Below are 23,352 nucleotides of genomic sequence, written 5' to 3' on the forward strand. Positions count from 1 at the left end.
ATCTCCTTGTCGAGGGTGCGGGTAGGTTGCGGGAACAGCGGTGGTGGGGCGGTGGATCACTCGCTCCAGCGGCGGAACACCAGCGAGGTGTTGATGCCACCGAAGGCGAAGTTGTTGCTCATCACGTACTCAGCCTGCAGTTCACGGCCCTGCCCGGTGATGAAGTCGAGCTGGCCGCAGCGTGGATCGACCTCGGCCAGGTTCAGGGTGGGCGCGAACCAGCCGGCGCGCATCATCTCGATGCTCATCCAGGCCTCGAACGCACCACAGGCGCCCAGCATGTGGCCGACGTAGCTCTTCAGCGAGCTGATCGGCATGCGGCTGCCGAACACCTGCGCGGTGGCCTGGGTCTCGGCGATGTCACCGTGGTCGGTGGCGGTGCCGTGGGCGTTGACGTAGTCGATCTGCGCCGCGTCCAGCCCGGCATCCTCCAGCGCCAGGCGCATGGCCTGGGCCATGGTGTCGGCACTGGGCTGGGTGACGTGCTGGCCATCGCTGTTGGTGCCGTAGCCGACCACCTCGGCAAGGATGGTGGCACCGCGCGCCTGCGCGTGCTCCAGGTCTTCCAGGATCAGCGTGCAGGCACCCTCGCCCAGCACCAGGCCATCGCGGCCGGCATCGAACGGGCGCGGCGTGGTCTGCGGCGCATCATTGCGCACACTGGTGGCGAACAGGGTGTCGAACACTGCCGCGGCAGTGGCATCGAGCTGCTCGGCACCGCCAGCCACCATCACCGTCTGCTTGCCGCTGCGGATCGCTTCGTAGGCCGCGCCCACGCCCTGGCTGCCCGAGGTGCAGGCACTGGAGGTGGTGTAGACGCGCCCGGACAAACCAAAGAACACACCGATGTTGACCGGCGCGGTGTGGCTCATCATCTTCAGGTAGGTGGTGGCACTGATGCCGTCGGTGGTGAACTCGTTGAGCATGCGGCCGAATTCACCGGTGGCCTCGTGGCTGCCCGAGGACGAACCGTAGGCCACGCCGGTACGGCCACTGCGCAGCACCGGGTGCTCGTGCAGGCCAGCCTCGCGCAGTGCCACCTCGGTGGCGCGCACCGACATGATCGCGACCTTGCCCATCGAGCGGGTGGTCTTGCGGTTGTAGTTCGGCGGCAGCTCGAAGTCCTGCGCCGGCGCGGCCAGCTTGGTGTTCAGGCCGGCATAGACATCCCATTCGGGCATCGTGCGCACGGCATTGCGGCAGCTGCGCAGGTGCGCTTCGATGGTGGGCCAGTCGTGGCCGAGCGGACTGATGGCGGCCGCACCGGTGACCACCACGCGACGATCGGCAGCCATCAGAGCATGCCTCCGTTCACCGAGATCACCTGGCGGGTGATGTAGCCGGCCGGCTCGGACAGCAGGAACGCCACCGTGGCCGCCACTTCGTCGGGACGACCGACGCGGCCGGCGGGAATCAGCTTGAGCGCGTGTTCGATCACTTCATCGTTGAGCATTTCGGTCTCGATCAGGCCCGGGGCCACGCAGTTGACGGTGATCTGGCGGCTGGCCAGTTCCAGTGCCAGCGCCTTGGTGGCACCGATGATGCCGGCCTTGGCGGCACTGTAGTTGACCTGGCCGCGGTTGCCGGCCAGCCCGGACACCGACGACAGGGTGACGATGCGGCCCGGCTTGCGCCGCCGCACCATCGGCATGATCAGCGGATGCAGCACGTTGTAGAAGCCATCCAGGTTGGTGTGGATGACCTGGTCCCAATCCTCCGCCGACAGCGCCGGGAAGGCGCCATCACGGGCAATACCGGCATTGCAGACCACGCCGTAGTACGCGCCGTGCGCTTCGACATCGGCCTCCAGCGCGGCGCGTGCGGCCTCGCGGTCGGCTACGTCGAACGCCAGCACGCGGGCCTGCTGGCCCATGGCCTGGATCTCGGCCACCACGGCCTGTGCCTCTTCCAGGCGGCTGCGGCAATGCACCACCACGTCGAAGCCATCGCGCGCGATGCGCAGCGCGATGGCCCGGCCGATGCCCCGGCTGGCGCCGGTCACCAGCACGCTTCGATTCCCTGTCATGCCTGTCCACTCTCCAGATAGGCCATCGCGTCGGCCGGTTCGAACACCGACACGTTGGCTGTCGCCCATTCGTCCTCGCCCGCCAGGATGCGGCAGGCGAACATCCCCAATCCATTGTCACCCAACAGCTCGCAGCGCGCCTGTACGCGCAGCCGCGAACCGCTGGGGAAGCTGCTGCGCGCGCTGCTGTAGCGGCGGCTGCCGAGCAGGAAGCCCAGCTGCTGCGGCTTGCCGGCCGCACGCGCGCGGCAGCCGGCCCAGGCCGCGATGGCCTGCGCCATGTATTCGATGCCGACCCACGCCGGCACTTCGCCGTTCTCCACGAACAGGCCGGATTCGGGCACCACCAGTTCAGCCTCGAGGGTGTCCTGGTCCCACTGCGTGATGCGCTCCAGCAGGCACATGTCCTGGCGGTGCGGCACCACGTCCTCGATCGCGTACAGCGTGTTCATCGACGCTCCAGTGCCAGCACGGCATTGCTGCCGCCGAAGGCGAACGAATTGCTCAGCACCCGCCGCGGCGCCTGCGCCAGGCAGGAGCCCGGCGCGACCAGCGGCAGCACCGGCAGTGCGGGGTCGGGCACGCCGTCCCACCAGTGCGGCGGCAGCTGCTGCTGTGGGTTCTCGGCCAGCAGGATCCAGCACAGCGCCGCCTCGATCGCGCCCGAGGCACCCAGCGTATGGCCGGTCAGCGGCTTGGTCGAACTGGCCGGCACGCCGTTGCCCAGCACCTGCGAGACCGCCAGGCTTTCCATCGCATCGTTGTGCCCGGTGGCGGTGCCATGCAGGTTCACGTAATCCACTTCGTCGGCGCCCCAGCCGGCGCGCAGCAGCGCCTGCTGCAGGGCGTCGATGGCCCCCATCCCCTGCGGATCGGGGGCGGACATGTGATGGGCATCGGCCGATTCGCCCCACCCGGCCAGGCACACCGGACCCGGCTCGCGGGTAAGCAGGAACAGCGCGGCGCCCTCGCCGATGTTGATGCCGGAGCGGTGCTGCGAGAACGGATTGCAGCGCAGTGCCGACACCGATTCCAGCGCGCTGAAGCCGGCCACGGTGAAGCGGCACAGCGAATCGGCACCGCCGGCAATCACCGCATCGACGATGCCGGCGCGCAGCATGCGCGCGGCCGACATCAGCGCCTTGGCGCTGGACGAGCAGGCGGTGGACAGGGTCCATGCCGGCCCCTGTGCACCACTGCGCTGGCGCACGAACTGCGCGGCGGTGCCCATTTCCTGCTGGGCGTAATCGAAGCCCTGCGGCCACTGGCCCTGTTCGGCGTGGGTGCGCAGGGCCTGCTCGGATTCACCAATGCCCGAGGTGCTGGTGCCCAGCACCACCGCCACACGCTCGGCACCATGGCGGGCGATCGCGGCGGCCACCGCTGGTGCGATCTGCGCCAGTGCCACGTCCAGCAGGGCGTTGTTGCGCCCGCGCAGGGCCACCGGCAGGTCCTCCAGCGCCGGCAGCGGCGTGCGCACCTCTCCCAGCGCCAGGGTGCGCCCCGGCAGCAGGCTGTCGTTGTCGCTGAGCCCACCCGGCACATCAGCGAACATCGCCGACGCGACCGCGGCGCGGCCATCGCCGAGCGCACAGACCACGCCCAGGTCGTTCAGGTAGATCGGTGCACTCATCGGTCCTGCCCGGCCATGTCGATCGATTCGATGCGCAGGGCGTAGCCTTCGGCGCGGTTGTCCAGCTGCACGCTGCCATCGTCCAGGCGCTGCAGCTGCAGCCACACCGTGCCGTCGCGCGACAGGCTGCGCTGCCGGCGGTCATCGCTGACCTGCCAACCTGCCGGCAACGCGGCGGCAATGGCCGCGGTCGGCCACAGCGCGAACTGCAGGTCATCCAGCACGCGCTCGGCACGCACCTGCGGCGGCAGCCACGGTGCGCGCTGCTGGGTCAGCTGCTGGCCGTCCCACTGCAGGCGCACGCCGGTCTGGCCCATCGCCTGCACCGCCAGCTGCACCTGCTGCGCATCGGCTTCCAGCAGAGCATCCAGGTCGCGCTCATGCGTACCGAAACGGAAATGCAGCTGCTGCTGCAATGCCAGCGGCGCCGGCAGGCTGGCCGGCGACAGGCGCAGCGGCGGCAGTTCCACCAATGGCTTGGGCATGCGGCCGGCACAGGCGGCCAGCAGCAGGCACAGCAGCACGGCCGCGGTACGGGCGATCAGGCGCTGCACAGCTGCTCCAGCACGCGCATGCGGCGGCCGCTTTCGTCGGCCACATACGGGTTGTTGGTGTCCCAGGCGTAGCCGGCCAGGATGGAACTGATCATGTCGCGTACTTCGGGCTGCTGCTGCGGGTGGTAGATGATCTTCTGGAAGCCGCCCTCGTACCAGCTTTCAACGAAGCGGCGGAAGGTCTTCACGCCGGCACGCAGCGGGATCGAGAATTCAGCTTCCCAGTCGACGGTTTCGCCGGCATAGCGGCGCGCCAGGCATTCGCTGGCCAGCTGCGCGGACTTGAAGGCGATGGTGACGCCGGAGGAGAACACCGGGTCGAGGAACTCGCCGGCATTGCCCAGCAGGGCGTAGCCCGGGCCCCACAACGAGCTGACATTGGCCGAGTAACCGGTGATGCGGCGCACCGGCAGCACCGCCCATTCGGCGTTGGCCAGCAGCCGGGTCAGGTTGGGGTCCTCGCCGACGATGGCCTGCAGCTTCTGCAGGTCGTCGCCCTCGTAGCGCTCGAAGAACGACGGCTCGGCGACCACGCCCAGCGAGCAGCAGCCGTTGGAGAACGGGATCGTCCAGTACCAGACGTCGATGTGCTCGGGATGGGTGGTGATCAGGATCTTGTTGCGATCGAAGTCCGCTTCGGCCGGAATGTTGTCGCGCACGTGGCAGAAGATCGCGCCGCGCACCGGGAAGTTGGACGGCGATTCCAGCTGCAGCAGGCGCGGCAGCAGGCGTGCGAAACCGGATGCATCGAGGATGAAATCGGCTTCGATGCGGTACTCGCTGCCGTCCGGACGGCGCACGGTCACCGCCGGCTGCTCGCCCGCTTCAACCGACAGCACTTCATCACCGAAGCGCAGCGTGGTGCCCATGCGTTCGGCGCCGCGCGCCAGCACGTTGTCGAAGTCGGCGCGCTGCACCTGGTAGGTGGTGCCCCAACCTGGCGAGAACTTCTTCCTGAAGTCGAACGCGGTGCGCGCCTCGCCATGCACGAACGCGGCGCCGTTCTTGTGCTGGAAGCCCGCTTCGACCACGTCCTGCAGCAGGCCTGCCGCTTCGATGTACTCCATGCTCTGCGGCAGCAGGCTTTCACCGATCGAGAAGCGCGGGAACTGCTGGCGCTCCAGCATCAGCACCTGGCGGCCCTGCTGGCGCAGCATCGCCGCGGCCACCGAGCCGGCCGGGCCCGCACCGATGATCAGGATTTCAGTACGTTCGACAGCATCCACAGCAGTATTCATCGGTGCGTCCTTGTTGCTCGATCAGGTGGAAAGAAGGAAGTCGGAAGACAGGTTCAAGCTGGCGGCAGGTCATGTGGCGGCGGCCGGAACAGCGGCGAGATCAGCCAGACCAGGCCGATGCCGAACAGCAGGGTCAGGCCGAACGCGCGCAGCGCTGGGGTCTGCGACAGGCCCAGCAGGCCGAACGACAGCCAGGTGCTGGCCGCGCCCACGCACACTGCCAGCCAGGCGCTGGCATCGCCACGGTGCTCGATCAGGAAGATGCCGTAGTCAATGCCCATGCCCAGCAGCAGCATCAGTGCCAGCACGTTGAACAGCTGCAGCGGCTGGCCGAACAGACCCAGCAGGCCCAGGGTCAAGGCACCGGCAATCAGGGTCGGTGCGAACACGCGCCAGGCCTGGCGGCGGTAGCGCAGCCACAGCGCGCCGAACACCAGCGCGATGCCGACCAGCAGCAGCCCACCCATCAGCTTGCGGTAGTGGCCCAGCAGCGTGGAGAAGTCGGCAGTACGGTCCACCCAGCGCACGCCCGGCAGGCCTTCGGCCGCACCCTGCAGGGTGGCCAGCGCATCGGCACGCGACAGGTCATCGACCATCACCACGCTGATCATCTGCTCACCGACCTCACCCACCCACAGGTGACGGAACGGCTGCGAGGCCGGCGAGGCCAGGAAGGCTTCGGCGCTGAGTGGTGCGGCCGCGAACTGCGGTCGCTGCAGCGGCTCGCCCACGGCCTCGGACACGGCCGACAGCACGCCGGGTTCCACCCTCGCGGTCAGCGCGGCATCGGCCTGCTGGCGCGACGGCGACGGCAGCCAATCGCTGATCGCGCGATAGCCACCAATGCGCTTGTCGTTGGCCAATACACGCAGGCGTTCGGTCAGCGCTTCTTCGCGCTGCAGCAGCTGCGCGGCATCGGCACCCTGCACCAGGTAGAACTGCGCCGGGCTGGGCATGCCCAGCAACTGGCTCAGGCGGATCTGCTGCGCCATCAATGCCGGCGGCGACGACTGCAGGCTGCGCAGGTCGTCGTTGCTCTGCAGGCGCGCGATGCCGATGGCAGACAGTGCCAGCGTGATCACCACGAACATCGTCACCGCGCGGCGGCCATGCAGGCGCGGGAAACGCTCCAGCGTGTTGCCCAGCCACTGCGAGAAGCGGGTCTGGCGGATCTCGCCACCATCCAGCCACGGGAACCAGAAGATCACCGTGAGGAAGGCGGCAGCCAGGCCGACCACCGAGAACAGCGCCATCTGGCGCAGGCCCGGGAACGGGGCCAGGCCCAATGCCAGGTAGGCCAGCGCACTGGTCAGCAGGGCCAGCCACAGGCCAGGCAGCAGATGCCGCAGCAGTTTCCAGCGACGATCGGCCGGCTCGGCCTGGCGCGAGGCGAACCAGTGAATGCCGTAGTCCTCGGCCACGCCCACCAGCGATGCACCGAACACCAGGGTCAGCACGTGCACCTTGCCGAACACCAGCACGGTCACCGCCAGCGCCACGCCACAACCGATCAGCAGTGAGGCGGCGACCAGCAGGATCGGCCGCAGCGAGCGGAATGCCAGCCACACCAGCAGCAGCACCGCCGCCAGCGACCCCCAACCGATGGTGTTGATCTCCTGGTTGGCCTGCACCGCGGCGGCCTCGGCATGCAGCGGCACGCCGGCGTGCAGGATTTCCAGCTCCGGCGCCGCTGCTTTTGCGGCCTGCCCGGCACGTTCCAGCAGGCCATCGAGATGGCGCTCGCCATCCAGCTGGAACGCCGAGCCGGGCGTATCGAACTGCAGCACGGCCCAGTGCCTGCCCTCGGCTTCAAGCAGGCCGTCATCGCCCAACCGCAGCCCCGACCCCTGCGCCTGCTGCTGCCACCATTGCGGCCACAGCGACAACGGGTCCTGCCGCCAGTCGGTCAGGCGCGGCGCGCCCATCGGGCCGTACAGCGCGGCCAACGCCTGTTCGGCCAGCGCGCCCGGCTCGCTGCCCTGCAGCTGCTCGCGCTGGGCCGGGGTCAGCAGGCGGTCACGGTACGGCGCGTAGAACGCGCGCGCCTCATCGAACCAGCCTTCGATCGAGCCGCTGGGTACCAGCAGGGCGTGATCGGCGTCCTTGGCCATGGCTGCAGCAAACGCGGCCTGCGCACGCTTGGCGGCAGCGCCGTCCTTGCCGCCCAGCAGCACCACCACCTGCCGCGAACTGCCATCGGCAATGCGCCGGGTGACATCGCTCAACAGACGGTCGTGTGCATCCTGCGGCAGCAGGGCGAGGATGTCGGTGTCGATCCGCGATTGCTGGCTCCACAGGTGCCACTGCTGCGCGCCCAGTACCACCAGCACCAGCAGCCAGGCGATGCCCAGCCAGTGCCACCAGCGCCGCAACCGGTCCGGCGCGTTCGATGCTGCACCCTCACTCAAAGCGGCGCGCCTCGTCGGCGTTGAGCGTGGCCGGTGCCTCGCTCAATGCGCTGAACTGGATCTGCGTGCGGTCCTTGTTGGCCTCGACGATCTCGACCTGGCGCACGTAGCGGTCACCCTGCAGGGTCAGCGACTGGAACGCCTTGGCCAGCATCGCCGACTTCGGCGTCAGCCGCAGCCGCCAGCCCTGCCCTTCACGGCTGGCCGCCACGTTGAACTGGCTGGACAGCGCCTGCACGTCGCCACTCATCAGCGCGAACATGATCGCGTTCACCGAACGCATCGCCGGTTGCTGCCGTGCATCGAGTTCGACGCGGGTGCTGCCATCGCGCTGGCGGCTGAGGATGCGGTCGGCGGTGACCACCACCTCGGAGGGGAACGGCTTGAGCGTGGACCAGATCACGCCGTGCTGACGCGCGACCACGAAGCGGCCCTGCGAACGCAGCGGATTCTTGAAGCCGCTGACCTGCTTTTCCTGGCTGAACTGGCCACGCAGCACATCCGGCCGCGCCACCGCCTGGGTGATCGCATCGATGGCCGGATCGGCGGCCTGCACCAGCGGTGCGGCCACCAGCAGCAGCGCGCACAGCAGCGCACGGGCGAAACGGTTCGCTCGGCTCATGGCGCAGGCACTCCCAGGCGTTCCCACAATACCGGCGGGCACTGGTACAGCATTTCCTTGCTGGCAGCGTCCACCGCAACCTGGATGGTCATCGCGCGGGTCAGCACCTGGCCGCTCTGCGCATCGACGATCTCGTACTCGATCTTCAGCCGGTTCTCCCATTCCACGATGCGCGCGATCACGCGCAGGGCCTGGTTGAACAGCAACGGACGCACGTACTTCACCCGCGCATCGACCACCGGCCACAGGTAGCCCGATTCGAGCATCTGCGGGTAGTCGTAGTCGTAGCGGCCGAGCAGCGCGCAGCGCGCGATCTCGAAGTACTTGAAGTAGTTGCCATGCCAGACCACGTTCATCGGATCGCAGTCATGGAAGGCCGGGGTCAGCGAAATCTCGCCGGCCCGTTCGATTGCTTCATTCACCGGCATACAGCTCCCAACGTTGCGCGCGGATCTCCACCAGCAGTTCCCGCAGTTCGCGATCCAGCGCGCGGTCTTCTTCAACCAGGGCGATGCGCTGCCCCAGGTCGGCGTACATGTCGGCCAGACTGCCATGCAGCTGCGCGTTCAGGCCAACCCGTTCGCGCAGCGCCAGGCCCTGGCGGGCAGCGATCAGCATCGCGGCCACTACCTGTTCAGTCAGCTCGATCACGCGCAGGCAATCGCGCGCGGCAATGGTGCCCATGCTGACCTTGTCCTGGTTGTGGCATTCGGTGGAGCGCGAGAACACGCTGGCCGGCATGGTCTGCTTCAGCGCTTCGGCGGTCCATGCCGAAACGCTGATCTGCAGCGCCTTCAGGCCATGGTTGATGGCCGCGCGCGGGCCGGTGGCCGCCGACAGGTTGGCCGGCAGGCCGTGGTTGTAGCGGGCATCGACCACCAGCGCCAGCTGCCGGTCGAGCAGGTCGGCGACGTTGGCCACGGTGTTCTTCAGGGTGTCCATCGCCAGCGCGATGTGGCCGCCGTAGAAATGACCGCCGTGCAGGATGCGCTCGCCGTCAGCATCGATCAGCGGGTTGTCGTTGGCGCTGTTCAGTTCGGTTTCGATCAGCTGGCGCAGGAACGGCAGGCTGTCCTCCAGCACGCCGATCACATGCGGCGCGCAGCGCAGCGAGTAGCGGTCCTGCAGGCGCTGTTCATTGCGCGGCGGACGCTCGCTGTGCAGGTCGCTGCGCAGGCGCGCGGCGATGCGGCCCTGGCCCGGGTGCGGCTTGGCGGCGAACAGGGTTTCGTCGAAGTGATGCGCGTTGCCGTCGCTGGCCAGCACGTTGAACGCGGTCAGCCGCGTGGCCATGCGCGCCAGGTAATCGGCGCGCTGCCAGGCCAGGCAGGCCAGGCCGGTCATCACCGCGGTACCGTTCATGATCGCCAGGCCTTCCTTCGGCCGCAGCTTCAGCGGGGTCATGCCGATCTTCGCCAGCACATCCGCCGCCGGCTGCACGCGGCCGTCGTGCAGCACCTCGCGCTCGCCGCACAGCACCGCGGCCACGTACGACAGCGGGGTCAGGTCACCACTGGCACCCACCGAGCCCTCGGCCGGAATCATCGGCAGCACGTCGTGCTGCAGCAGTGTGGCCAGGCCTTCCAGCAGCGGCACACTGACACCGGACATGCCACGCACCAGCGACGCCAGGCGCGCAGCCAGCACCGCGCGGGTCTCGACCGGGTCCAGGTAACGGCCCAGGCCACAGCCGTGGTAGGTGTACAGGTGGTGCGGCAGTTCAGCCACCAGTGCCGGCGGGATGTTCACCGTGCACGAATCACCATAGCCGGTGGTCACACCGTAGATCACGCCATCCTCGCGCAGCAGGCGGTCGAGGAAGTCGGCACCACGCTGGATGTGCGCGCGGAACGCCGGCGCGTCGCTCAGCGCGGCCTCGCACTGGCGCTGGGCCAGGGCAACCACGTCTTCGATGGTCAACGGTGCATCGCCAAAGCGGCACACGGGTACGGCGTCAGTCGTCATGCGGAGCCTGATCCCAGAAGGGGAAGAAATTGAACCAGTCCAACGGGGACTGGATGACCTGGAGTTCCAGCCAGCGCGCGAAGCGCTGTGCCTGTTCTGCCAGTGCGGCGTCGCGCGAACCACGCGGCAGCACGATGCGTTCGGCGAACTGTTCAAACGCCACGCGATAGCCCTCGCCCTGGTGCAGGCAGGCCATGGTGTAGACCGGGCAACCCAGCGCGGCGGCGAGCACATAGGCGCCGATCGGGAACGGGGCGCGGTGGCCAAGGAAATCGGCAGTGACGCTGCGGCCGCCCTGCACCGGCGTGCGGTCGCCGACGATGGCGACGAAGCCACCGGCCGCCACGCGCTCTGCCAGCATCACCGCCGTGGCCGGGCCCATTTCGGTTACCTGCACCAGCTCCACCGCCGCCAGCGGGTCCAGCCGCTGCAGCAGGCGGTTGAAGCGCTGCGCATGCGCGGTGTGCACCAGCACAGTGATGCGGAACCCAGGCACCTGTTCGGCCAGCACCTGGCACAGTTCCAGGCAGCCGATGTGCGCGGTCAGGATCAGCCCGCCTTCGCGGCGCGCGATCTTTTCCAGCACCAGGTCGCGATGCAGGTGGATGCGTTCGGCCGGATAGCGTCCGCCCAGGCCGAGGATCTTGTCCAGCATCGTGTCGGCAAACGCGAAGAAGTGGCGCAGGCTGTCACCCCGGGTCGGCGTGCGGCCGAGCACGCCGCTGTATGCCTGCAGCCGCTGCAGGTACTGCATCGAGGCCTGGCGGCCAACGCGGTTGCCCAGCCAGTGGCAGGCCACCACCGGCCACACGCACAGGCGGAACGGCCAGCGCCCGAACCAGCGGTGCACCCAGCACAGGAACAGCACGCCGGCCACCGACGTCGATTCGCCGATGTCGGCCCAGTGCGGGGCCCCCTGCGCGGCCGCCATCTCAGCGCTGCCCCCGCAGGCGGCGCCACAGCAGGCGCGGTGCGCGCCAGAGCATGCCGAAGAACAAGCGGGTGTGCATGCGGCTGATGCGCACGTTGTCGCGCCACACATCGAAGTGCGAGACGCCATCGGATGGATAGGTCACGCGCGTGGCCAGGTGCTCGACCGGCAGGTGCCGCCAGTACAGGCGCACCATCACTTCGGTATCGAAATCCATGCGCCGGCCGATGGTCTCTTCGCCGACCAGGCGCAGCACTGGCGGCAGTGGATACACGCGGAAGCCGCACATGGTGTCGCGCAGGTGCAGCGACAGTGTGTTGATCCAGACCCAGATGTGGGTCGCGTAGCGGCCATACAGGCGCGCCTTGGGAACGCTGGCGTCGTAGGCCGGAATGCCACAGATCACCGCCTCGGGATGGGCGCGCGCCGCTTCGATGAAGCGTGGCAGATCGCGGGTATCGTGCTGGCCGTCGGCATCGATCTGCAGCACGTGGCTGTAGCCTCGCGCGCCGGCTTCGGCGAAACCGGCCAGCATCGCCCCGCCCTTGCCCTGGTTGACGTCCAGGCGCAGCAGGTCGACGCCCTGGCGCTGTGCCAGCGAACGCAGTGCTGCCGCGCACGCCTCATGCGAGCCATCGTCGACCAGCAGGCACGGCAGGCCGGCGGCCTGCACGCCGTCGACCACCGCCGCGATGGCGTGCTCGTGGTCGTAGACGGGAATCACCACCAGTGGCGCGAACGCGGCACCGGCACCGGCCGGATCAGTCCGCATCGGCGAAGACCACTTTGCCGCTGGCATGCACACCGTGCCTGGAGGTGTAACGGAAGGCCATCACGTTGCGTGCGGCATCCCAGTCCAGCTGCAGGGTCAGCTCATCGCCCGGGCGGGCCACGTGCTGGAACTTCACCGCATCCATGCGCAGGAACACTGCCGGCATGGCGAACACCTGGCGGCCAAACCGCACCGCCCAGTCCAGCTGGGCCACGCCGGGCAGGATCGCCGCCTGCGGGAAGTGGCCCTGGAACGGCCGCAGCGCCGGGTCCAGGGTCATCCGCAGCGTGGCGCTGGCCGCATCGCGGTGATCCCAGACCGGCACCGGCATCAGCGGCTGGAACAACGCTGCCAGTGCCGCCTGGGTGACCTTGCCCTGTGCGTTGATCGGCAGCGCCGGCACCAGCCGCCAGCGGCGCGGCCGGGTGACCGCGTCATGAGCCTGTGCCAGGCGTGTGCCAAGGCGCTGGCCCAGCGCGCGGCGCGCGGCCTCACCGCCCTCCAGCAGCGTCGGGTCGGCCGGTACCACCACCGCGGCCAGCTGCTCGCGCTGCCCGGGCAGCACCAGCACGCGCACGTCATCCACTTCGGCGTCTTCGCGCAACGCACGTTCCAGTGCATCCAGCGAAACGCGGCGCTCTTCAATCTTGACGATGCGGTCGGCGCGGCCCAGCAGGCGGAAGCGGCCATCGGCCAACGCTTCAACGCGGTCCTGGGTACGCCACCAATCCGGGGTTTCCAGATGTGCGGAGGCCACCGCCAGGCAGCCCTCCTCGATGCGCCACTGCACGCCGGGCAGCGGCTGCCACGGCGGCAGGTCGGTGTCCCAGCGGCGCCAGGCGATGCCGCCGGTCTCGCTGCTGCCAAAGACCTCGGTCGGTGCCACGCCCAGCCACTGCCGCACCTGGCGTGCGGCTTCTTCCGGCAGCGGGCCGCCAGAGGAGAATACCGCGCGCAGGCGGCCATGCAGGCTGGCCCAGTCGAGCTGCCCGGGCAGGCGCTTGAGGTGGGCCGGGGTCGCGACCAGCACCGTATCGGTACCGGCCAGCGCACCCACCAGATCTTCGTGGAAGAACCGGCGTGGATGGATCAGGCGGCCGGCAGCCAGCGGCCACAGCACGCGGAACAGCAGGCCATAGATGTGCTGGTGCGACACCGTGCCATGCACCTGCACGCCTTCCAGCTGCGTGCCGAACGCAGCCTGCAGTGCGTCCACCTCGCGCGTCAGCTGGTCCATGCGCTTGTTGATCGCACTGGGCTGTCCGGTGCTGCCGGAGGTGAACACGCACAGCTCGCAGGCGCGCTCGTCCAGCGCCTGAAGACCCTCGTCCGGTGCGGCGTCCAGCGCCGCCAGCGGACGATAATCGGCGGACACATCGCCTGCGAAACCACTCACCTGCGGCTGCAGCGCCTGCAGCGTGGCCGGCAGATTGTCGGCAGCCAGGAACACCCGCTTGCCGGCATGCCAGGCACCGAACAACGCAGCGGCAAAGGCCACCGCATCATCGAAATACAGGGCCCAGTCACGGCCTTCGGCCGCCGCAAACGCGGCGCGCCAGGCCAGTACGCGCTGGCGGAAGCGGGCGTGGTCGATCACCTCGCCATCGCAGACGCCAACGCTTCGATGCCGCCGCGCCTCCAGCAGCAGCCGGTCCAGGGCAATCCACTCAGCCATGCGCGTGCGCCGCCTTCACCCGCCGCCGCACCAGCCACTCACCTGCGAACAACACGCCCATCATCACGTACGCCAACAATCCGTTGTAGAGCATCCAGACCCGGTCCGACGCGTACAGCGCGGTCAGCAGGGCCAGGCTGCCGTTGAGAACGAAGAAGCCGCACCACACCTGGGTGACGCGGCGGGTATAGGCCACCGCGAACGGGGGCAGGTCCGGTTCCTGCAGCCGTGCCAGGCGTTCCACCAGCGGCGGGCCGAAACGCAGGCTGGTGCCGAATACCGCCAGCATCACTGCGTTGACCAGCGCCGGGTACAGCTTCAGCGGCAGGGCCTGGTTGAGCACAGTGGCCAGCACCGCCAGCAGGCCGGTGCCGGCGGCCGCGGCCCACCACAGCGGCTGACGCGTACTCAGCGCGCGCAGCAGGGCCAGGGTGAACAGCAGCAGCGACAACCAGCGTGGCTCGAAGCGGCCCATCGCCAGGTACACCAGCACCGGGTAGGCCAGCGAGATCGCAGCCACCACGACCGTGCGTGCGCGTGCCATGGTGGAGCCGCCGGCGCTGCGGTCAGGCGGCTGCCTGGTCCGGCAGCAGCCTGTGCACCACATCGACGATGTCCTGCACGGTACGCACAGCCTTGAACGCTTCCGGCTGCAGGTTGCGGCCGAGCAGCGGCTTCAGCTGAACGATCAGGTCGACCGAGTCGATGCTGTCGATGTCCAGGTCGTCGTACAGGCGGGCCTCGGGGGTGATCCGGGCGGTTTCGATCTCGAAGCTGTCGGTCAGGATGCTGACGATGCGTTCGAACAGTTCATTCTTGGTCATGGCAGGTCCTGGCACCGTTACGACTGGCGGGCGGCGACGAACTCGCCGAGCGCGCGCACGCTGGAGAAATGGCGACGGGTTTCTTCCGAATCGGCCGAGAGGCTCACACCGTACTTCTTCTGCAGCGCCAGGCCCAGCTCCAGCGCGTCGATCGAATCCAGGCCGAGGCCCTCGACGAACAGTGGGGCGGTCGGATCGATGTCCTCCGGCGTGATGTCCTCCAGCGAAAGGGAGGAAATGATCAATTCCTTGATCTCGTGCTCAAGTGCTTGCACGGTTCGGATCTCCAGACAGGTCGAAATAACGAGAAAGGTGCTCGTTGACGCGACGGGCTGCCAAGGCATCCCCCCTTGGCGAGTCGTCTTCGGCCAGAAATGGCGCGATCGGGATATCTTCGCCGATCTGCAGCCGAACGTGAAAGCGACGTGAGGGGACACGATACCACTTCTGCCCCTTGGTCAGCGTTGGCGGGCTGCAGGTAATCCGCACCGGGGTGACGTCCAGGCGGCCCCGTACGGCGATGTTGGCGGCCCCGCGCTGCAGCCGCGGCGGCTGGCCCGGCACGCTGCGGGTGCCCTCCGGGAAGATCACCAGGGTGCCGCCGGCATGTACCGCCGCCACGCAGTCATCGACCAGGCCGGCGCCATCGTCATTGGAGATGTAGCCGGCGGCCCGTACCGGGCCACGCATGAACGGGTTGCAGGCCACGGCCCGCTTCACCACGCAGTCGGCGTTGGGCAGCAGCGAGATCAGGCAGACCACGTCGATCAGGGTCGGGTGATTGGCCAGTACCAGCAGGCCGTCGCGCTGCAGGCGTTCACCGCCCTCGATCTCGTAGGTCATCACCCCCAGCCCGCGCATCAGCCGCAGATGGCTGGCGAAGGCGGCCTGGACCACGCGGCGGGCCCGGCGGCGGCGGACCACCGGGTCGCGCATCAGCAGCAGTACCGGCATCACCAGAACGCCGAGCAGCAGGCCGCCCAGGCCAAATGCGACAAAGCTCAGGCCGGTGCCAAACACCCGCCAGGCATGGTCGAGGCGGCGCAGCAGCTCAGCCACGGCGGCTCCAGCGCCAGCGCTGGCCGTGGGCCACGTGTTCCAGCGCCGGCGCGCCGGACAACAGGAACCGGTGCAGGTCCAGCGCATGCGGCAGCAGGCCGGGCGCAGTGCTGGCCTGGGCGTCGGCCGGCTGCCACTGCAGCGACAGCGTCGGCCGGCCCTCTGTCGGGGCGGTCAGGCGCCAGCACCAGGCAAAGAACGGGTCGGGTTCGTCGGCGAACGTCGCGTAAATTTCCGGAAGTGGCGACTCATAGACCACCACCCGCACCTCGCGGGCACCGTCGGCCAGCAGGCCGACGGCCTCCAGGCAAGCCGTCTCCACCGTGGCCTGGCCCGCCGCCAGCGCCAGGTAGTTGCCGCGGTGGCCGCGGGCGATGGAATACAGCGCGGCAATCGCGTTGTGCACGGACAGGCCGAATCCGGTCGGCGACAACGGCTGGTCGCCGACCAGCGCGCCCAGCAGGTCCATCGAACGGGCCACGTCGCCGTGGCGGCTGGCGAACACCAGCGGCACGTCACTGTCGGCGCCCTGCCCGTCCTCGCACCAGCACGCGGCCTGGATCGCCATCCGGCCCAGCCGCTCGATGCGGCGGCGCTGCATCGCCGGCACTTCGGCCAGCGCCGGCGTGTCCGCGCCATGCGGCGGGTACGGCGCATCGGCCCAGCCCAGCCACTGGCTACGCTCACTCAGGCCGGGCGCCCAGGCGGCCCAGTCGACGATGGAGAATTCGATCATTTAGCGATGGTGCTTCAACGGGAGAACGATAGGCACGAGCCATTACGGCGACGCGCGGCGGCCCCCCGTTCCTGCAGCCGTGCGTCCGTCCAGGACGTCGCCGGCTGCCCCCCTGGCCGCCGGAAAGGAGCGCACGCTAGCACGTCCCGCGCAGGGTGTGCAGGTTTCACATTCCCCAACAGGGGGCCCGGCACCGGCAGGCCCCGTGTTCAATCGATCAGTGGTAACCGGTGTCGGCGTGCACCTTGCCGCGGAATACCCGGTAGGACCACGCCGTATAGCCGAGGATGACCGGCAGCAATATGACCAGCCCGACCAGCGTGAAGCCCAGCGACGACGCCGGCGCGGCGGCCTGCCACAGGGTCATCGACGGTGGCAGCAGATAAGGCCACATGCCCAGCACCAGGCCGAGGAAGCCGAGCACGAACAGGGCCAGGCTGAGCAGGAACGGCGGCAGGTCACGGCGCGGGTGGGTGGCACTGCGCCACAGCGCGGCGGCTACCGCCAGGGTCAGCAGCGGCACCGGCGACAGCCACCAGAAGTTGCCGTCGCTGAACCAGCGATCCATCAACCGCGAATCGAGGAACGGCAGCCAACTGCTGACCAGGCCCATCGCCGCGATCACCGCCACCACCAGTGGCCGGGTCATCTGCCGCGCCAGCGCCTGCACGCGCCCTTCGGTCTTCAGGATCAGCCAGGTGCTGCCCAGCAGCGCATAGCCGGCCACCAGCGCGGCACCGGTCAGCATCGCGAACGGGCTGAACCAGGCAAACGGCCCGCCCTGATAGACACCGTCCACCAGCGGGATGCCCTGCACCAGGGTGCCAAGGATCACGCCCTGGGCAAACGTGGCCAGCAGCGAACCGAGGCCGAACGCCACGCTCCACAACCGGCGCGATCGATGCGCCTTGAAGCGGAACTCGAAGGCCACGCCGCGGAATACCAGCGCCACCACCAGCAGCAGCACCGGCAGATACAGCGCCGACAGCAGCACCGCATAGGCCTTGGGGAAGGCCGCCAGCAGGCCAGCGCCACCGAGCACCAGCCAGGTCTCGTTGCCGTCCCAGATCGGCGCGGCGGTGTTCATCATCAGGTCCAGTTGTTCCTCGTCCTCGGCGAACGGGGCAAGGATGCCGATGCCGAGCACGAAGCCGTCCAGCACCACGTACATCAGCACGCCGAAGCCGATCACCGCGAACCACGCCACCGGCAGCCAGGTCATCAGGTCCATGTCAGCGCTCCTCCAGCGGTTCATCGGCGGCCGACAACGGACGTGCCGGGGTATGGCTGCCATGGTCCAGCGACGGCCCCTCGGCATACGGCTGCGGCCCGTGGCGCAGGATCTTCACCAGGTACCAGATGCCCCAGCCGAACACGAAGGCATAGCCAACCACATAGACACCCAGCGACAACGCCGTCATCCACGCACTCTGCGGGCCGACCGCATCAGCGGTGCGCAGCACGCCATACACCACCCACGGCTGGCGCCCCATCTCGGTGACGAACCAACCCGACAGCAGTGCGATGAAACCGCTGGGCAGCATCCAGTTCCAGCCGCGCAGCAGCCACGGCGAATCCAGCAGCTTCCTGCGCCACAGCTGGAAAGCCGACACCCAGGCCAGCAGCAGCATCAGCGTGCCCAGCCCAACCATGATGCGGAAGGCGAAGAACACCGGCGTCACCGGCGGCCGCTCGCTGGCCGGCACCGAGGTGAGCGGATCGAAGGTGCCGTCCAGGCTGTGGGTGAGGATCACGCTGCCCAGCTTCGGGATGGCGACTTCGAAGTCGTTGCGCTCTTCCTTCTCGTTCGGCAGCGCGAACACCACCAGCGGTACGCCCTCGCCTTCCTGGGTTTCATGCCAGTGCGCTTCCATCGCCGCGATCTTCATCGGCTGATGCTTGAGCGTGTTCAGGCCATGCATGTCGCCGACGAAGATCTGTACCGGCACCGTCAGCGCCGCGAACGCCACCGCCGCGATCAGCATGCGCCGTCCGGCCTCGACATGTGTGCCCTTGCGCAGGTACCACGCGCCGACGCCACCGATCACGAAACAGGTGGTGATGAACGAGCCCAGCGCCATGTGGGCCAGGCGATAGGGGAACGAGGGGTTGAACACCACCTGCCACCAGTCCACCGGATGCACGATGCCGTTGACCATCTCGTAGCCGGCCGGTGTATGCAGCCAGCTGTTGGACGACAGGATCCAGAACGTGGAGAACAGCGTGCCCAGCGCCACCATGCAGGTGGAGAAGAAATGCAGGCGCGGCGAGACCCGGCCCCAGCCGAACATCATCACGCCGAGGAAGCTGGCTTCCAGGAAGAACGCGGTCAGCACCTCATAGGTCAGCAACGGACCGATGACCGTGCCGGCCACCTCGCTCAGCCGCGGCCAGTTGGTGCCGAACTGGAAGGCCATGACGATGCCGCTGACCACGCCCATGCCGAACGACACGGCGAAGATCTTCTGCCAGAAGAAATACAGCTCGCGCCACACGGGCAACTTCGTGCGCAGCCACCGCCATTCGATGAAGGCCAGCCAGCTGGCCGTACCGATGGTGAAGGCGGGGAACAGCACGTGGAAACTGATGACGAATCCGAACTGGATCCGGGACAACAACAACGCGTCCAAGGGACGCCTCCTGCCTGTGACCGGTGGGATACCGGACCACTTTAGGAGGATTTCGTTAAGGTGGGATGCGACCGGGTGACGCGCTGCTTCACTTTGTCGCAGGGAAGCTGGATGACAGGATGAACGGGCTACAGGGGCTTCAGCAGGGTCAAGGGCGGCTCCTTGGCGATTCGCAGGGCCCGGGGTACCAGTGCAGTCAAGCAGGCCGCCATCACCAGCACGACAGCGCTCGATATCGATAACCACAGTGAACCTGTGATGCCATCCTGTGGCGGCCCTATCCACTGCAACGACAACGCGCCGAGCAGGGCGCCCAGTGTGGTGAACAGTGAAACTTCGAACATGATTTCGGCAAAGATCACTGAGCCGCGAGCACCGAGTGTCCGTCGAACCCCAATGGAGTGCCGGCGCCGATCAAGCCAGGCGCCTACGACTCCGGAAACCCCGGCCATCAGCACACCGAGAACGATGGCCGTCATGACCGCGAGCACGGTCGTAGCGAAGCGATCAGCTTTGACGTAGGCGTCGCGATATCCCGCCAGCGTCTCGACACCGGTCGAATTCACGATCCGATAGGGCCGCTGTAGCGCATCGACAGTGCGATCAAGCGATGAACGATCAACCTCCGACTTCCACTTCGCCAGATAATAGCGACTGGCGCCCGTGGGAAGGCCCGGAAGCAGCGCCCATTGCGAGTCCCGCTCATTGCCTCCTGGTGCCGGTCCAGCAACAGACGCAAATACGCCCACGATGACCCGGCTGCTGCCGGGGCCGAAATACAGGTGGCGGCCAACAGCACTCTCCGTTCCGAACAGACGGGCAGCCAGCGCTTCACTGATCAGCACTACCGGAGCACCTTCAGCCATGTCGTCCTCTGTGGCATCCCGTCCCAGGACGATTCCCGCGCCCAGCATCGCCAGCAAGCCAGAACTGGCAGTTGCCACGGGAATGCGATCACATCCAGCAACGTCTGTCGTACCCGCGTTCATCGAGTACGCCATGGCCGACTCGCTGGTGCACACGCCGTATCGATGGGCTCTTCCCCCGAACGGAACAGCGTCGCTCACAACCGTGTCCTGAACACCGGGCAGCCGGATCGCGGACAGGTCTGCCCGCAGCACTGCAGCATCAGCGCCTTCTTCGACATCCGAGACCCTGACCACACCAATCGATACTGCGTCCCGGATGCTGCGGGTGTTCAATCTGGCGAAGCTGTCCAGCACAGATTGCAGTGCGAACGCACATGCCAGGCTTGCAAGCGCAGCCTGCACTGCAAGCAGTGCGGCGCTTCCCAGATGTCGTCGAGTCTCCCTCATTGATTCGAACATTTCAGGCAGCCCCCTTCGCGAAGGCACTCGACAGTGAGCTGACCCTGCAGATTTCAAACGATGGGACCAATGAACAGAGCAACGTCGTGACGACTCCCAGACCAGCCGCCATCAGCATTGCCCCGGCATGCATCGCTGTTATCGCGCTGGGCAGAACGTCTCCCGCAGCAACCACCCGTATTCCCAGCGTATAGGTGACGACAGCGAGCGCACCGCTTGCGACGCCCGCCGCGATGGATTCCCACATGAGCTGGATGAACACGTCTCGGCGTCGTGCTCCCAGTGCACGTCGTATCGCGAGCTCCCGCCGACGGCGCCCCAGACTGAAGCTCAGCAGCGCCGCCGCGTTGACGATGCACACGCCGAGCAGGATCAGCGACAACCGAAGCTGCATCCTGGCCTGCTCCGGAACCAATCCCAGCCTGTCCAGCCAATCCATCAACGGCCAGAGTGCCACCTGCTGGGCGCCTGGCTCGATCCGAAGCCCCTTTTCATGCGCATAGGCGTTCAGACTCGCGCGGTAAGCGGCGACATCGTCTGCGGTGGGCAGCCACGCCCACAATTGAAGCCAGGAAACATTGGCCCCTGCAGGATCCGTGTCCTGGTCACCACCCCAGATCGCCGTCCCGTCCACAACGGTCAGCTTGTCTGCGATTGCGGTTTCAAGCGGCAGGTAGATCTCGTCAGGCTCCACAAACGGTCTGCGCGCGAGGTCTCCCTGAAACATAGGCACCGGATGCCAATCCTCCGCGACACCCACCACGGTATAGGTGCGTCTGCCCAGGTCCAACTGATGACCAACACAGCCCTGTGCACACTCGCGCTCTGCGAGCGCACGCGACAGAACCACGATTCGACTCGCAGCATGCCCCTCCTCGGCGGTCCATGCGCGCCCTTGAACAACGGCAATGCCGAGGACACTGAAGACTTCGGACGTGGCGAACCTGGCGCGCAATCTTGCGCTGGGCTCTCCCGGCCGGGAGAGCGTCACCGCGCCCCCTGCCATTGCTGCCTGCTTCCACGTCCGGCCTTGGTTCAGAAGCACCTTCGCGTCTGGCCAGGTCAGTGACTGACCAGGATCCGGAGAGCCACTGCGCAGTGCATCTGGACGCGCGTCAAGGTAAGGGCGGAACAGTGCCGAGCTCCGGCCTGGAGCGGGATCCGACGATGCCTGGAGAACAATGGAAAGCATCACGGTGGTGATCCCTACCCCCGCACCCAGCATGAGAGCGATTGCCAGATGAGTGCCGACTCTCTGCTTGAATCGGGCAAGCGAAAGCTGGACGTAGTAGAGCATCATCCAACTGCATCCGGCATTGGCTTACTCGCGCACCTGTCCACGTGATTCTCACTCCATGCCTTTGGAAGCTGATGGTTGAGAATCTCTGTTTGTGAAACTTCGCCTCAAGTGGAGACATGGAATTTGCAACTTTCTTCAGGAAACACACGCAGCTCGTAGGTCCTGGATAGAGCCACCGACACTGATGACGAGACCGAGGTGACGGAATCTGACGCGGAAGACCAACTGTCGATTTGCAGACAACGCCCGATGCCTGGCCATCTGATCAGGTGTTGGAGGAAAAAGCGTCCAGAATCAGGTGCAGGCGTCAGCGTTCTTCTAGACCCAGAAATACCAGGCTGCGGCAGCCACCAACGCCCCCAACAACACCACCTGCACCACCACATAGCCCACGCCACTATCGCGCGATTCAGCGGCAATGCGCTTCTGCAGCGCCTCGCTCACATCCGGTGTTTCTTCCTGCTGCGTCTGCTCACGCAACGCCTGCGCCAGCGCGCGTTCTTCCGCATCGCGAGGGTCAGTCGATGGGCTCACAGCAGTTCTCCGGCGGCGGCATGTCGCGTCAGTTCCTGCTTCAGGACCTGGCGCGCGCGGTGCAGGTGGCTCTTGATGGTACCGCGCGCCAGCCCGGTCACCTGCTCGATCTCGGCCAGATCGAAATCCTCCAGGTAGTGCAACCCGACGATCAGCCGCTGTGGCGCACTCAGCCGTTCCAGTGCCGCGCCCAGCTGGCGCCCGGCCTGCAGCATCTCGCTCAGTTCGGCCGGGCCCGGGCCTTCATCACCGATGCCAAGTTCTTCCGGCACCTCCACCGCAACCATCCATTGCGCTTCCAGGCGTCGCCGTCGCAGGTGCTGCAGCGCGGTGGTGTAGGCCACCCGCGAAACCCAGGTACGCAACGAAGATTCAAATCGGAACCGGTGCAACTGGCGGAACACCGCCAGGAAGGTTTCCTGCAGCAGATCGGCCACCTGGTCGCGGTCGCCCACCATGCGACCGATCACGTGCGCGCAGGTGCGCTGATGCGCCTGCACCAGCTGCGCGAACGCCGGCTGCGAACCATCGATGATGGCGCGGACCAGAGCGCGGTCGTCATCTGCGTCGGGTATGGGCTCGGCGGGGACGTCGCGGCGACGCCCCCGCAATGCAGCCAATGCTCCACCCAGCAGGCTCATGCGCGGGGCGCCCCCTGTGCCCGTGGCATGCCTGCCTCAGCCCTTGCGCGCGGCGGGGCGGGTGAAGTGCCAGGCCAGCAGCTGGCCCAGGCCAGCACTGCCGACCAGCGCGGCGGCGGCACCGAAGGTCAGGTCACGGGCACCGATGGCTTCCAGCAGGGCCATGGCCAACGCCAGGCAGACCAGACTGATGCCCCAGCGCAGCGCCCCCTGGCGGCGGCGTTCTTCTTCCAGCACGGCCAGCGAGCGGATCACTTCCTCCGGCACGTGCGGGGCCACCAGCTTGCTGCGGGCGCGTGCATCGGCAATGGCATGGATCGCGTAGGCGATGCAGATGAAGAGGGTGATCGGGATCAGTTCCTGCATGGTCGGACTCCTGTTCGGTGGATGATGCGGGTTCAGAAGAATGGATGCGCAACCCCGGCCACCGGTTGCACCACTTTGCCAATCCCGCCGCCATGACCTGTGGCCCCTGC

25 protein-coding genes are annotated in these 23,352 nt (G+C 67.5%); all 25 read right to left on the reverse strand.

What is annotated here, in order from left to right; translation table 11 throughout:
- Positions 1-56: 56 nt before the first annotated feature.
- The gene (locus ACZK3J_RS21835) at positions 57-1,295 is read right to left on the reverse strand and encodes a beta-ketoacyl-ACP synthase (RefSeq protein WP_049462297.1); all 1,239 of its coding nucleotides are present in this window, start codon (positions 1,293-1,295) and stop codon (positions 57-59) included.
- On the reverse strand, positions 1,295-2,026 hold the full coding sequence (locus ACZK3J_RS21840) for a 3-ketoacyl-ACP reductase FabG2 (protein WP_012512461.1): 732 nt from the start codon (positions 2,024-2,026) through the stop codon (positions 1,295-1,297). The genes ACZK3J_RS21835 and ACZK3J_RS21840 overlap by 1 nt, the downstream gene beginning before the upstream one ends.
- Positions 2,023-2,478 carry a hotdog family protein gene (locus ACZK3J_RS21845; RefSeq protein WP_049462296.1) on the reverse strand — a complete coding sequence of 152 codons (456 nt, stop codon included), beginning with the start codon at positions 2,476-2,478 and terminating at the stop codon, positions 2,023-2,025. The genes ACZK3J_RS21840 and ACZK3J_RS21845 overlap by 4 nt, the downstream gene beginning before the upstream one ends.
- Positions 2,475-3,659, reverse strand: coding sequence for a beta-ketoacyl-[acyl-carrier-protein] synthase family protein (locus tag ACZK3J_RS21850; protein WP_049424190.1), 1,185 nt, complete (start codon positions 3,657-3,659; stop codon positions 2,475-2,477). Before ACZK3J_RS21850 ends, ACZK3J_RS21845 begins: the two co-directional genes overlap by 4 nt.
- On the reverse strand, positions 3,656-4,213 hold the full coding sequence (locus ACZK3J_RS21855; protein WP_049462295.1) for a DUF3261 domain-containing protein: 558 nt from the start codon (positions 4,211-4,213) through the stop codon (positions 3,656-3,658). Before ACZK3J_RS21855 ends, ACZK3J_RS21850 begins: the two co-directional genes overlap by 4 nt.
- Complete coding sequence (locus tag ACZK3J_RS21860) at positions 4,201-5,451, reverse strand: NAD(P)/FAD-dependent oxidoreductase (protein WP_049462294.1); 1,251 nt, start codon at positions 5,449-5,451, stop codon at positions 4,201-4,203. The genes ACZK3J_RS21855 and ACZK3J_RS21860 overlap by 13 nt, the downstream gene beginning before the upstream one ends.
- A gap of 53 nt (positions 5,452-5,504) precedes the next feature.
- Entirely contained in the window at positions 5,505-7,859 is a 2,355-nt protein-coding gene (locus ACZK3J_RS21865; protein WP_049462293.1) for an MMPL family transporter, read from the reverse strand.
- Positions 7,852-8,481, reverse strand: coding sequence for an outer membrane lipoprotein carrier protein LolA (locus ACZK3J_RS21870; protein WP_049462292.1), 630 nt, complete (start codon positions 8,479-8,481; stop codon positions 7,852-7,854). Before ACZK3J_RS21870 ends, ACZK3J_RS21865 begins: the two co-directional genes overlap by 8 nt.
- Positions 8,478-8,909: an acyl-CoA thioesterase gene (locus ACZK3J_RS21875; RefSeq protein ID WP_049462291.1), complete on the reverse strand. Its 432-nt coding sequence runs from the start codon at positions 8,907-8,909 to the stop codon at positions 8,478-8,480. Before ACZK3J_RS21875 ends, ACZK3J_RS21870 begins: the two co-directional genes overlap by 4 nt.
- The gene (locus ACZK3J_RS21880) at positions 8,896-10,446 is read right to left on the reverse strand and encodes an HAL/PAL/TAL family ammonia-lyase (RefSeq protein ID WP_049462290.1); all 1,551 of its coding nucleotides are present in this window, start codon (positions 10,444-10,446) and stop codon (positions 8,896-8,898) included. Before ACZK3J_RS21880 ends, ACZK3J_RS21875 begins: the two co-directional genes overlap by 14 nt.
- The gene (locus ACZK3J_RS21885; RefSeq protein ID WP_049424200.1) at positions 10,436-11,377 is read right to left on the reverse strand and encodes an LpxL/LpxP family acyltransferase; all 942 of its coding nucleotides are present in this window, start codon (positions 11,375-11,377) and stop codon (positions 10,436-10,438) included. The genes ACZK3J_RS21880 and ACZK3J_RS21885 overlap by 11 nt, the downstream gene beginning before the upstream one ends.
- Position 11,378: 1 nt before the next feature.
- The gene (locus ACZK3J_RS21890) at positions 11,379-12,149 is read right to left on the reverse strand and encodes a glycosyltransferase family 2 protein (RefSeq protein ID WP_049462289.1); all 771 of its coding nucleotides are present in this window, start codon (positions 12,147-12,149) and stop codon (positions 11,379-11,381) included.
- Entirely contained in the window at positions 12,139-13,824 is a 1,686-nt protein-coding gene (locus ACZK3J_RS21895; RefSeq protein WP_197655627.1) for an ApeI family dehydratase, read from the reverse strand. The genes ACZK3J_RS21890 and ACZK3J_RS21895 overlap by 11 nt, the downstream gene beginning before the upstream one ends.
- The gene (locus ACZK3J_RS21900; RefSeq protein ID WP_012512473.1) at positions 13,817-14,368 is read right to left on the reverse strand and encodes a COG4648 family protein; all 552 of its coding nucleotides are present in this window, start codon (positions 14,366-14,368) and stop codon (positions 13,817-13,819) included. Before ACZK3J_RS21900 ends, ACZK3J_RS21895 begins: the two co-directional genes overlap by 8 nt.
- A gap of 22 nt (positions 14,369-14,390) precedes the next feature.
- Positions 14,391-14,648 carry an acyl carrier protein gene (locus tag ACZK3J_RS21905; protein WP_478476237.1) on the reverse strand — a complete coding sequence of 86 codons (258 nt, stop codon included), beginning with the start codon at positions 14,646-14,648 and terminating at the stop codon, positions 14,391-14,393.
- A 17-nt stretch (positions 14,649-14,665) separates the two neighbouring features.
- Entirely contained in the window at positions 14,666-14,923 is a 258-nt protein-coding gene (locus ACZK3J_RS21910; RefSeq protein ID WP_005411610.1) for a phosphopantetheine-binding protein, read from the reverse strand.
- On the reverse strand, positions 14,910-15,707 hold the full coding sequence (locus ACZK3J_RS21915; protein WP_478476238.1) for a lysophospholipid acyltransferase family protein: 798 nt from the start codon (positions 15,705-15,707) through the stop codon (positions 14,910-14,912). Before ACZK3J_RS21915 ends, ACZK3J_RS21910 begins: the two co-directional genes overlap by 14 nt.
- Positions 15,700-16,443 (reverse strand): beta-ketoacyl synthase chain length factor, encoded by a 744-nt coding sequence (locus ACZK3J_RS21920; protein ID WP_049398632.1) that lies wholly within the window; start codon positions 16,441-16,443, stop codon positions 15,700-15,702. Before ACZK3J_RS21920 ends, ACZK3J_RS21915 begins: the two co-directional genes overlap by 8 nt.
- A 217-nt stretch (positions 16,444-16,660) precedes the next feature.
- Entirely contained in the window at positions 16,661-17,674 is a 1,014-nt protein-coding gene (cydB, locus tag ACZK3J_RS21925; RefSeq protein ID WP_010482330.1) for a cytochrome d ubiquinol oxidase subunit II, read from the reverse strand.
- 1 nt (position 17,675) lies between these two features.
- On the reverse strand, positions 17,676-19,073 hold the full coding sequence (locus ACZK3J_RS21930; RefSeq protein WP_049462287.1) for a cytochrome ubiquinol oxidase subunit I: 1,398 nt from the start codon (positions 19,071-19,073) through the stop codon (positions 17,676-17,678).
- Between the two features lie 128 nt (positions 19,074-19,201).
- Positions 19,202-20,401, reverse strand: coding sequence for an ABC transporter permease (locus tag ACZK3J_RS21935; protein ID WP_049462286.1), 1,200 nt, complete (start codon positions 20,399-20,401; stop codon positions 19,202-19,204).
- A gap of 1 nt (position 20,402) precedes the next feature.
- Positions 20,403-21,701, reverse strand: a complete 1,299-nt coding sequence (locus tag ACZK3J_RS21940; protein ID WP_049462285.1) for an ABC transporter permease — start codon at positions 21,699-21,701, stop codon at positions 20,403-20,405.
- A 318-nt stretch (positions 21,702-22,019) separates the two neighbouring features.
- The gene (locus ACZK3J_RS21945) at positions 22,020-22,235 is read right to left on the reverse strand and encodes a hypothetical protein (protein WP_071228599.1); all 216 of its coding nucleotides are present in this window, start codon (positions 22,233-22,235) and stop codon (positions 22,020-22,022) included.
- Positions 22,232-22,876, reverse strand: a complete 645-nt coding sequence (locus ACZK3J_RS21950; protein WP_134951988.1) for an RNA polymerase sigma factor — start codon at positions 22,874-22,876, stop codon at positions 22,232-22,234. The genes ACZK3J_RS21945 and ACZK3J_RS21950 overlap by 4 nt, the downstream gene beginning before the upstream one ends.
- Before the next feature lie 36 nt (positions 22,877-22,912).
- Positions 22,913-23,242 (reverse strand): hypothetical protein, encoded by a 330-nt coding sequence (locus tag ACZK3J_RS21955; protein WP_005414880.1) that lies wholly within the window; start codon positions 23,240-23,242, stop codon positions 22,913-22,915.
- Positions 23,243-23,352 lie beyond the last annotated feature (110 nt).

The sequence above is a fragment of the Stenotrophomonas sp. 86428_Sma genome (assembly GCF_056481585.1).

What these genes read in the sequence shown, in the direction of transcription:
- ACZK3J_RS21850 (WP_049424190.1), bottom strand. Translation starts at nt 3,659, where the DNA reads ATGAGTGCACCGATCTACCTGAACGACCTGGGCGTGGTCTGTGCGCTC.
- ACZK3J_RS21905 (WP_478476237.1), bottom strand. Translation starts at nt 14,648, where the DNA reads ATGACCAAGAATGAACTGTTCGAACGCATCGTCAGCATCCTGACCGAC.
- ACZK3J_RS21955 (WP_005414880.1), bottom strand. Translation starts at nt 23,242, where the DNA reads ATGCAGGAACTGATCCCGATCACCCTCTTCATCTGCATCGCCTACGCG.
- ACZK3J_RS21870 (WP_049462292.1), bottom strand. Translation starts at nt 8,481, where the DNA reads ATGAGCCGAGCGAACCGTTTCGCCCGTGCGCTGCTGTGCGCGCTGCTG.
- ACZK3J_RS21935 (WP_049462286.1), bottom strand. Translation starts at nt 20,401, where the DNA reads ATGTTCGAATCAATGAGGGAGACTCGACGACATCTGGGAAGCGCCGCA.
- ACZK3J_RS21875 (WP_049462291.1), bottom strand. Translation starts at nt 8,909, where the DNA reads ATGCCGGTGAATGAAGCAATCGAACGGGCCGGCGAGATTTCGCTGACC.
- ACZK3J_RS21835 (WP_049462297.1), bottom strand. Translation starts at nt 1,295, where the DNA reads ATGGCTGCCGATCGTCGCGTGGTGGTCACCGGTGCGGCCGCCATCAGT.
- ACZK3J_RS21860 (WP_049462294.1), bottom strand. Translation starts at nt 5,451, where the DNA reads ATGAATACTGCTGTGGATGCTGTCGAACGTACTGAAATCCTGATCATC.
- ACZK3J_RS21950 (WP_134951988.1), bottom strand. Translation starts at nt 22,876, where the DNA reads ATGAGCCTGCTGGGTGGAGCATTGGCTGCATTGCGGGGGCGTCGCCGC.
- ACZK3J_RS21895 (WP_197655627.1), bottom strand. Translation starts at nt 13,824, where the DNA reads ATGGCTGAGTGGATTGCCCTGGACCGGCTGCTGCTGGAGGCGCGGCGG.
- ACZK3J_RS21880 (WP_049462290.1), bottom strand. Translation starts at nt 10,446, where the DNA reads ATGACGACTGACGCCGTACCCGTGTGCCGCTTTGGCGATGCACCGTTG.
- ACZK3J_RS21940 (WP_049462285.1), bottom strand. Translation starts at nt 21,701, where the DNA reads ATGATGCTCTACTACGTCCAGCTTTCGCTTGCCCGATTCAAGCAGAGA.
- ACZK3J_RS21840 (WP_012512461.1), bottom strand. Translation starts at nt 2,026, where the DNA reads ATGACAGGGAATCGAAGCGTGCTGGTGACCGGCGCCAGCCGGGGCATC.
- cydB (WP_010482330.1), bottom strand. Translation starts at nt 17,674, where the DNA reads ATGGACCTGATGACCTGGCTGCCGGTGGCGTGGTTCGCGGTGATCGGC.
- ACZK3J_RS21845 (WP_049462296.1), bottom strand. Translation starts at nt 2,478, where the DNA reads ATGAACACGCTGTACGCGATCGAGGACGTGGTGCCGCACCGCCAGGAC.
- ACZK3J_RS21900 (WP_012512473.1), bottom strand. Translation starts at nt 14,368, where the DNA reads ATGGCACGCGCACGCACGGTCGTGGTGGCTGCGATCTCGCTGGCCTAC.
- ACZK3J_RS21920 (WP_049398632.1), bottom strand. Translation starts at nt 16,443, where the DNA reads ATGATCGAATTCTCCATCGTCGACTGGGCCGCCTGGGCGCCCGGCCTG.
- ACZK3J_RS21885 (WP_049424200.1), bottom strand. Translation starts at nt 11,377, where the DNA reads ATGGCGGCCGCGCAGGGGGCCCCGCACTGGGCCGACATCGGCGAATCG.
- ACZK3J_RS21890 (WP_049462289.1), bottom strand. Translation starts at nt 12,149, where the DNA reads ATGCGGACTGATCCGGCCGGTGCCGGTGCCGCGTTCGCGCCACTGGTG.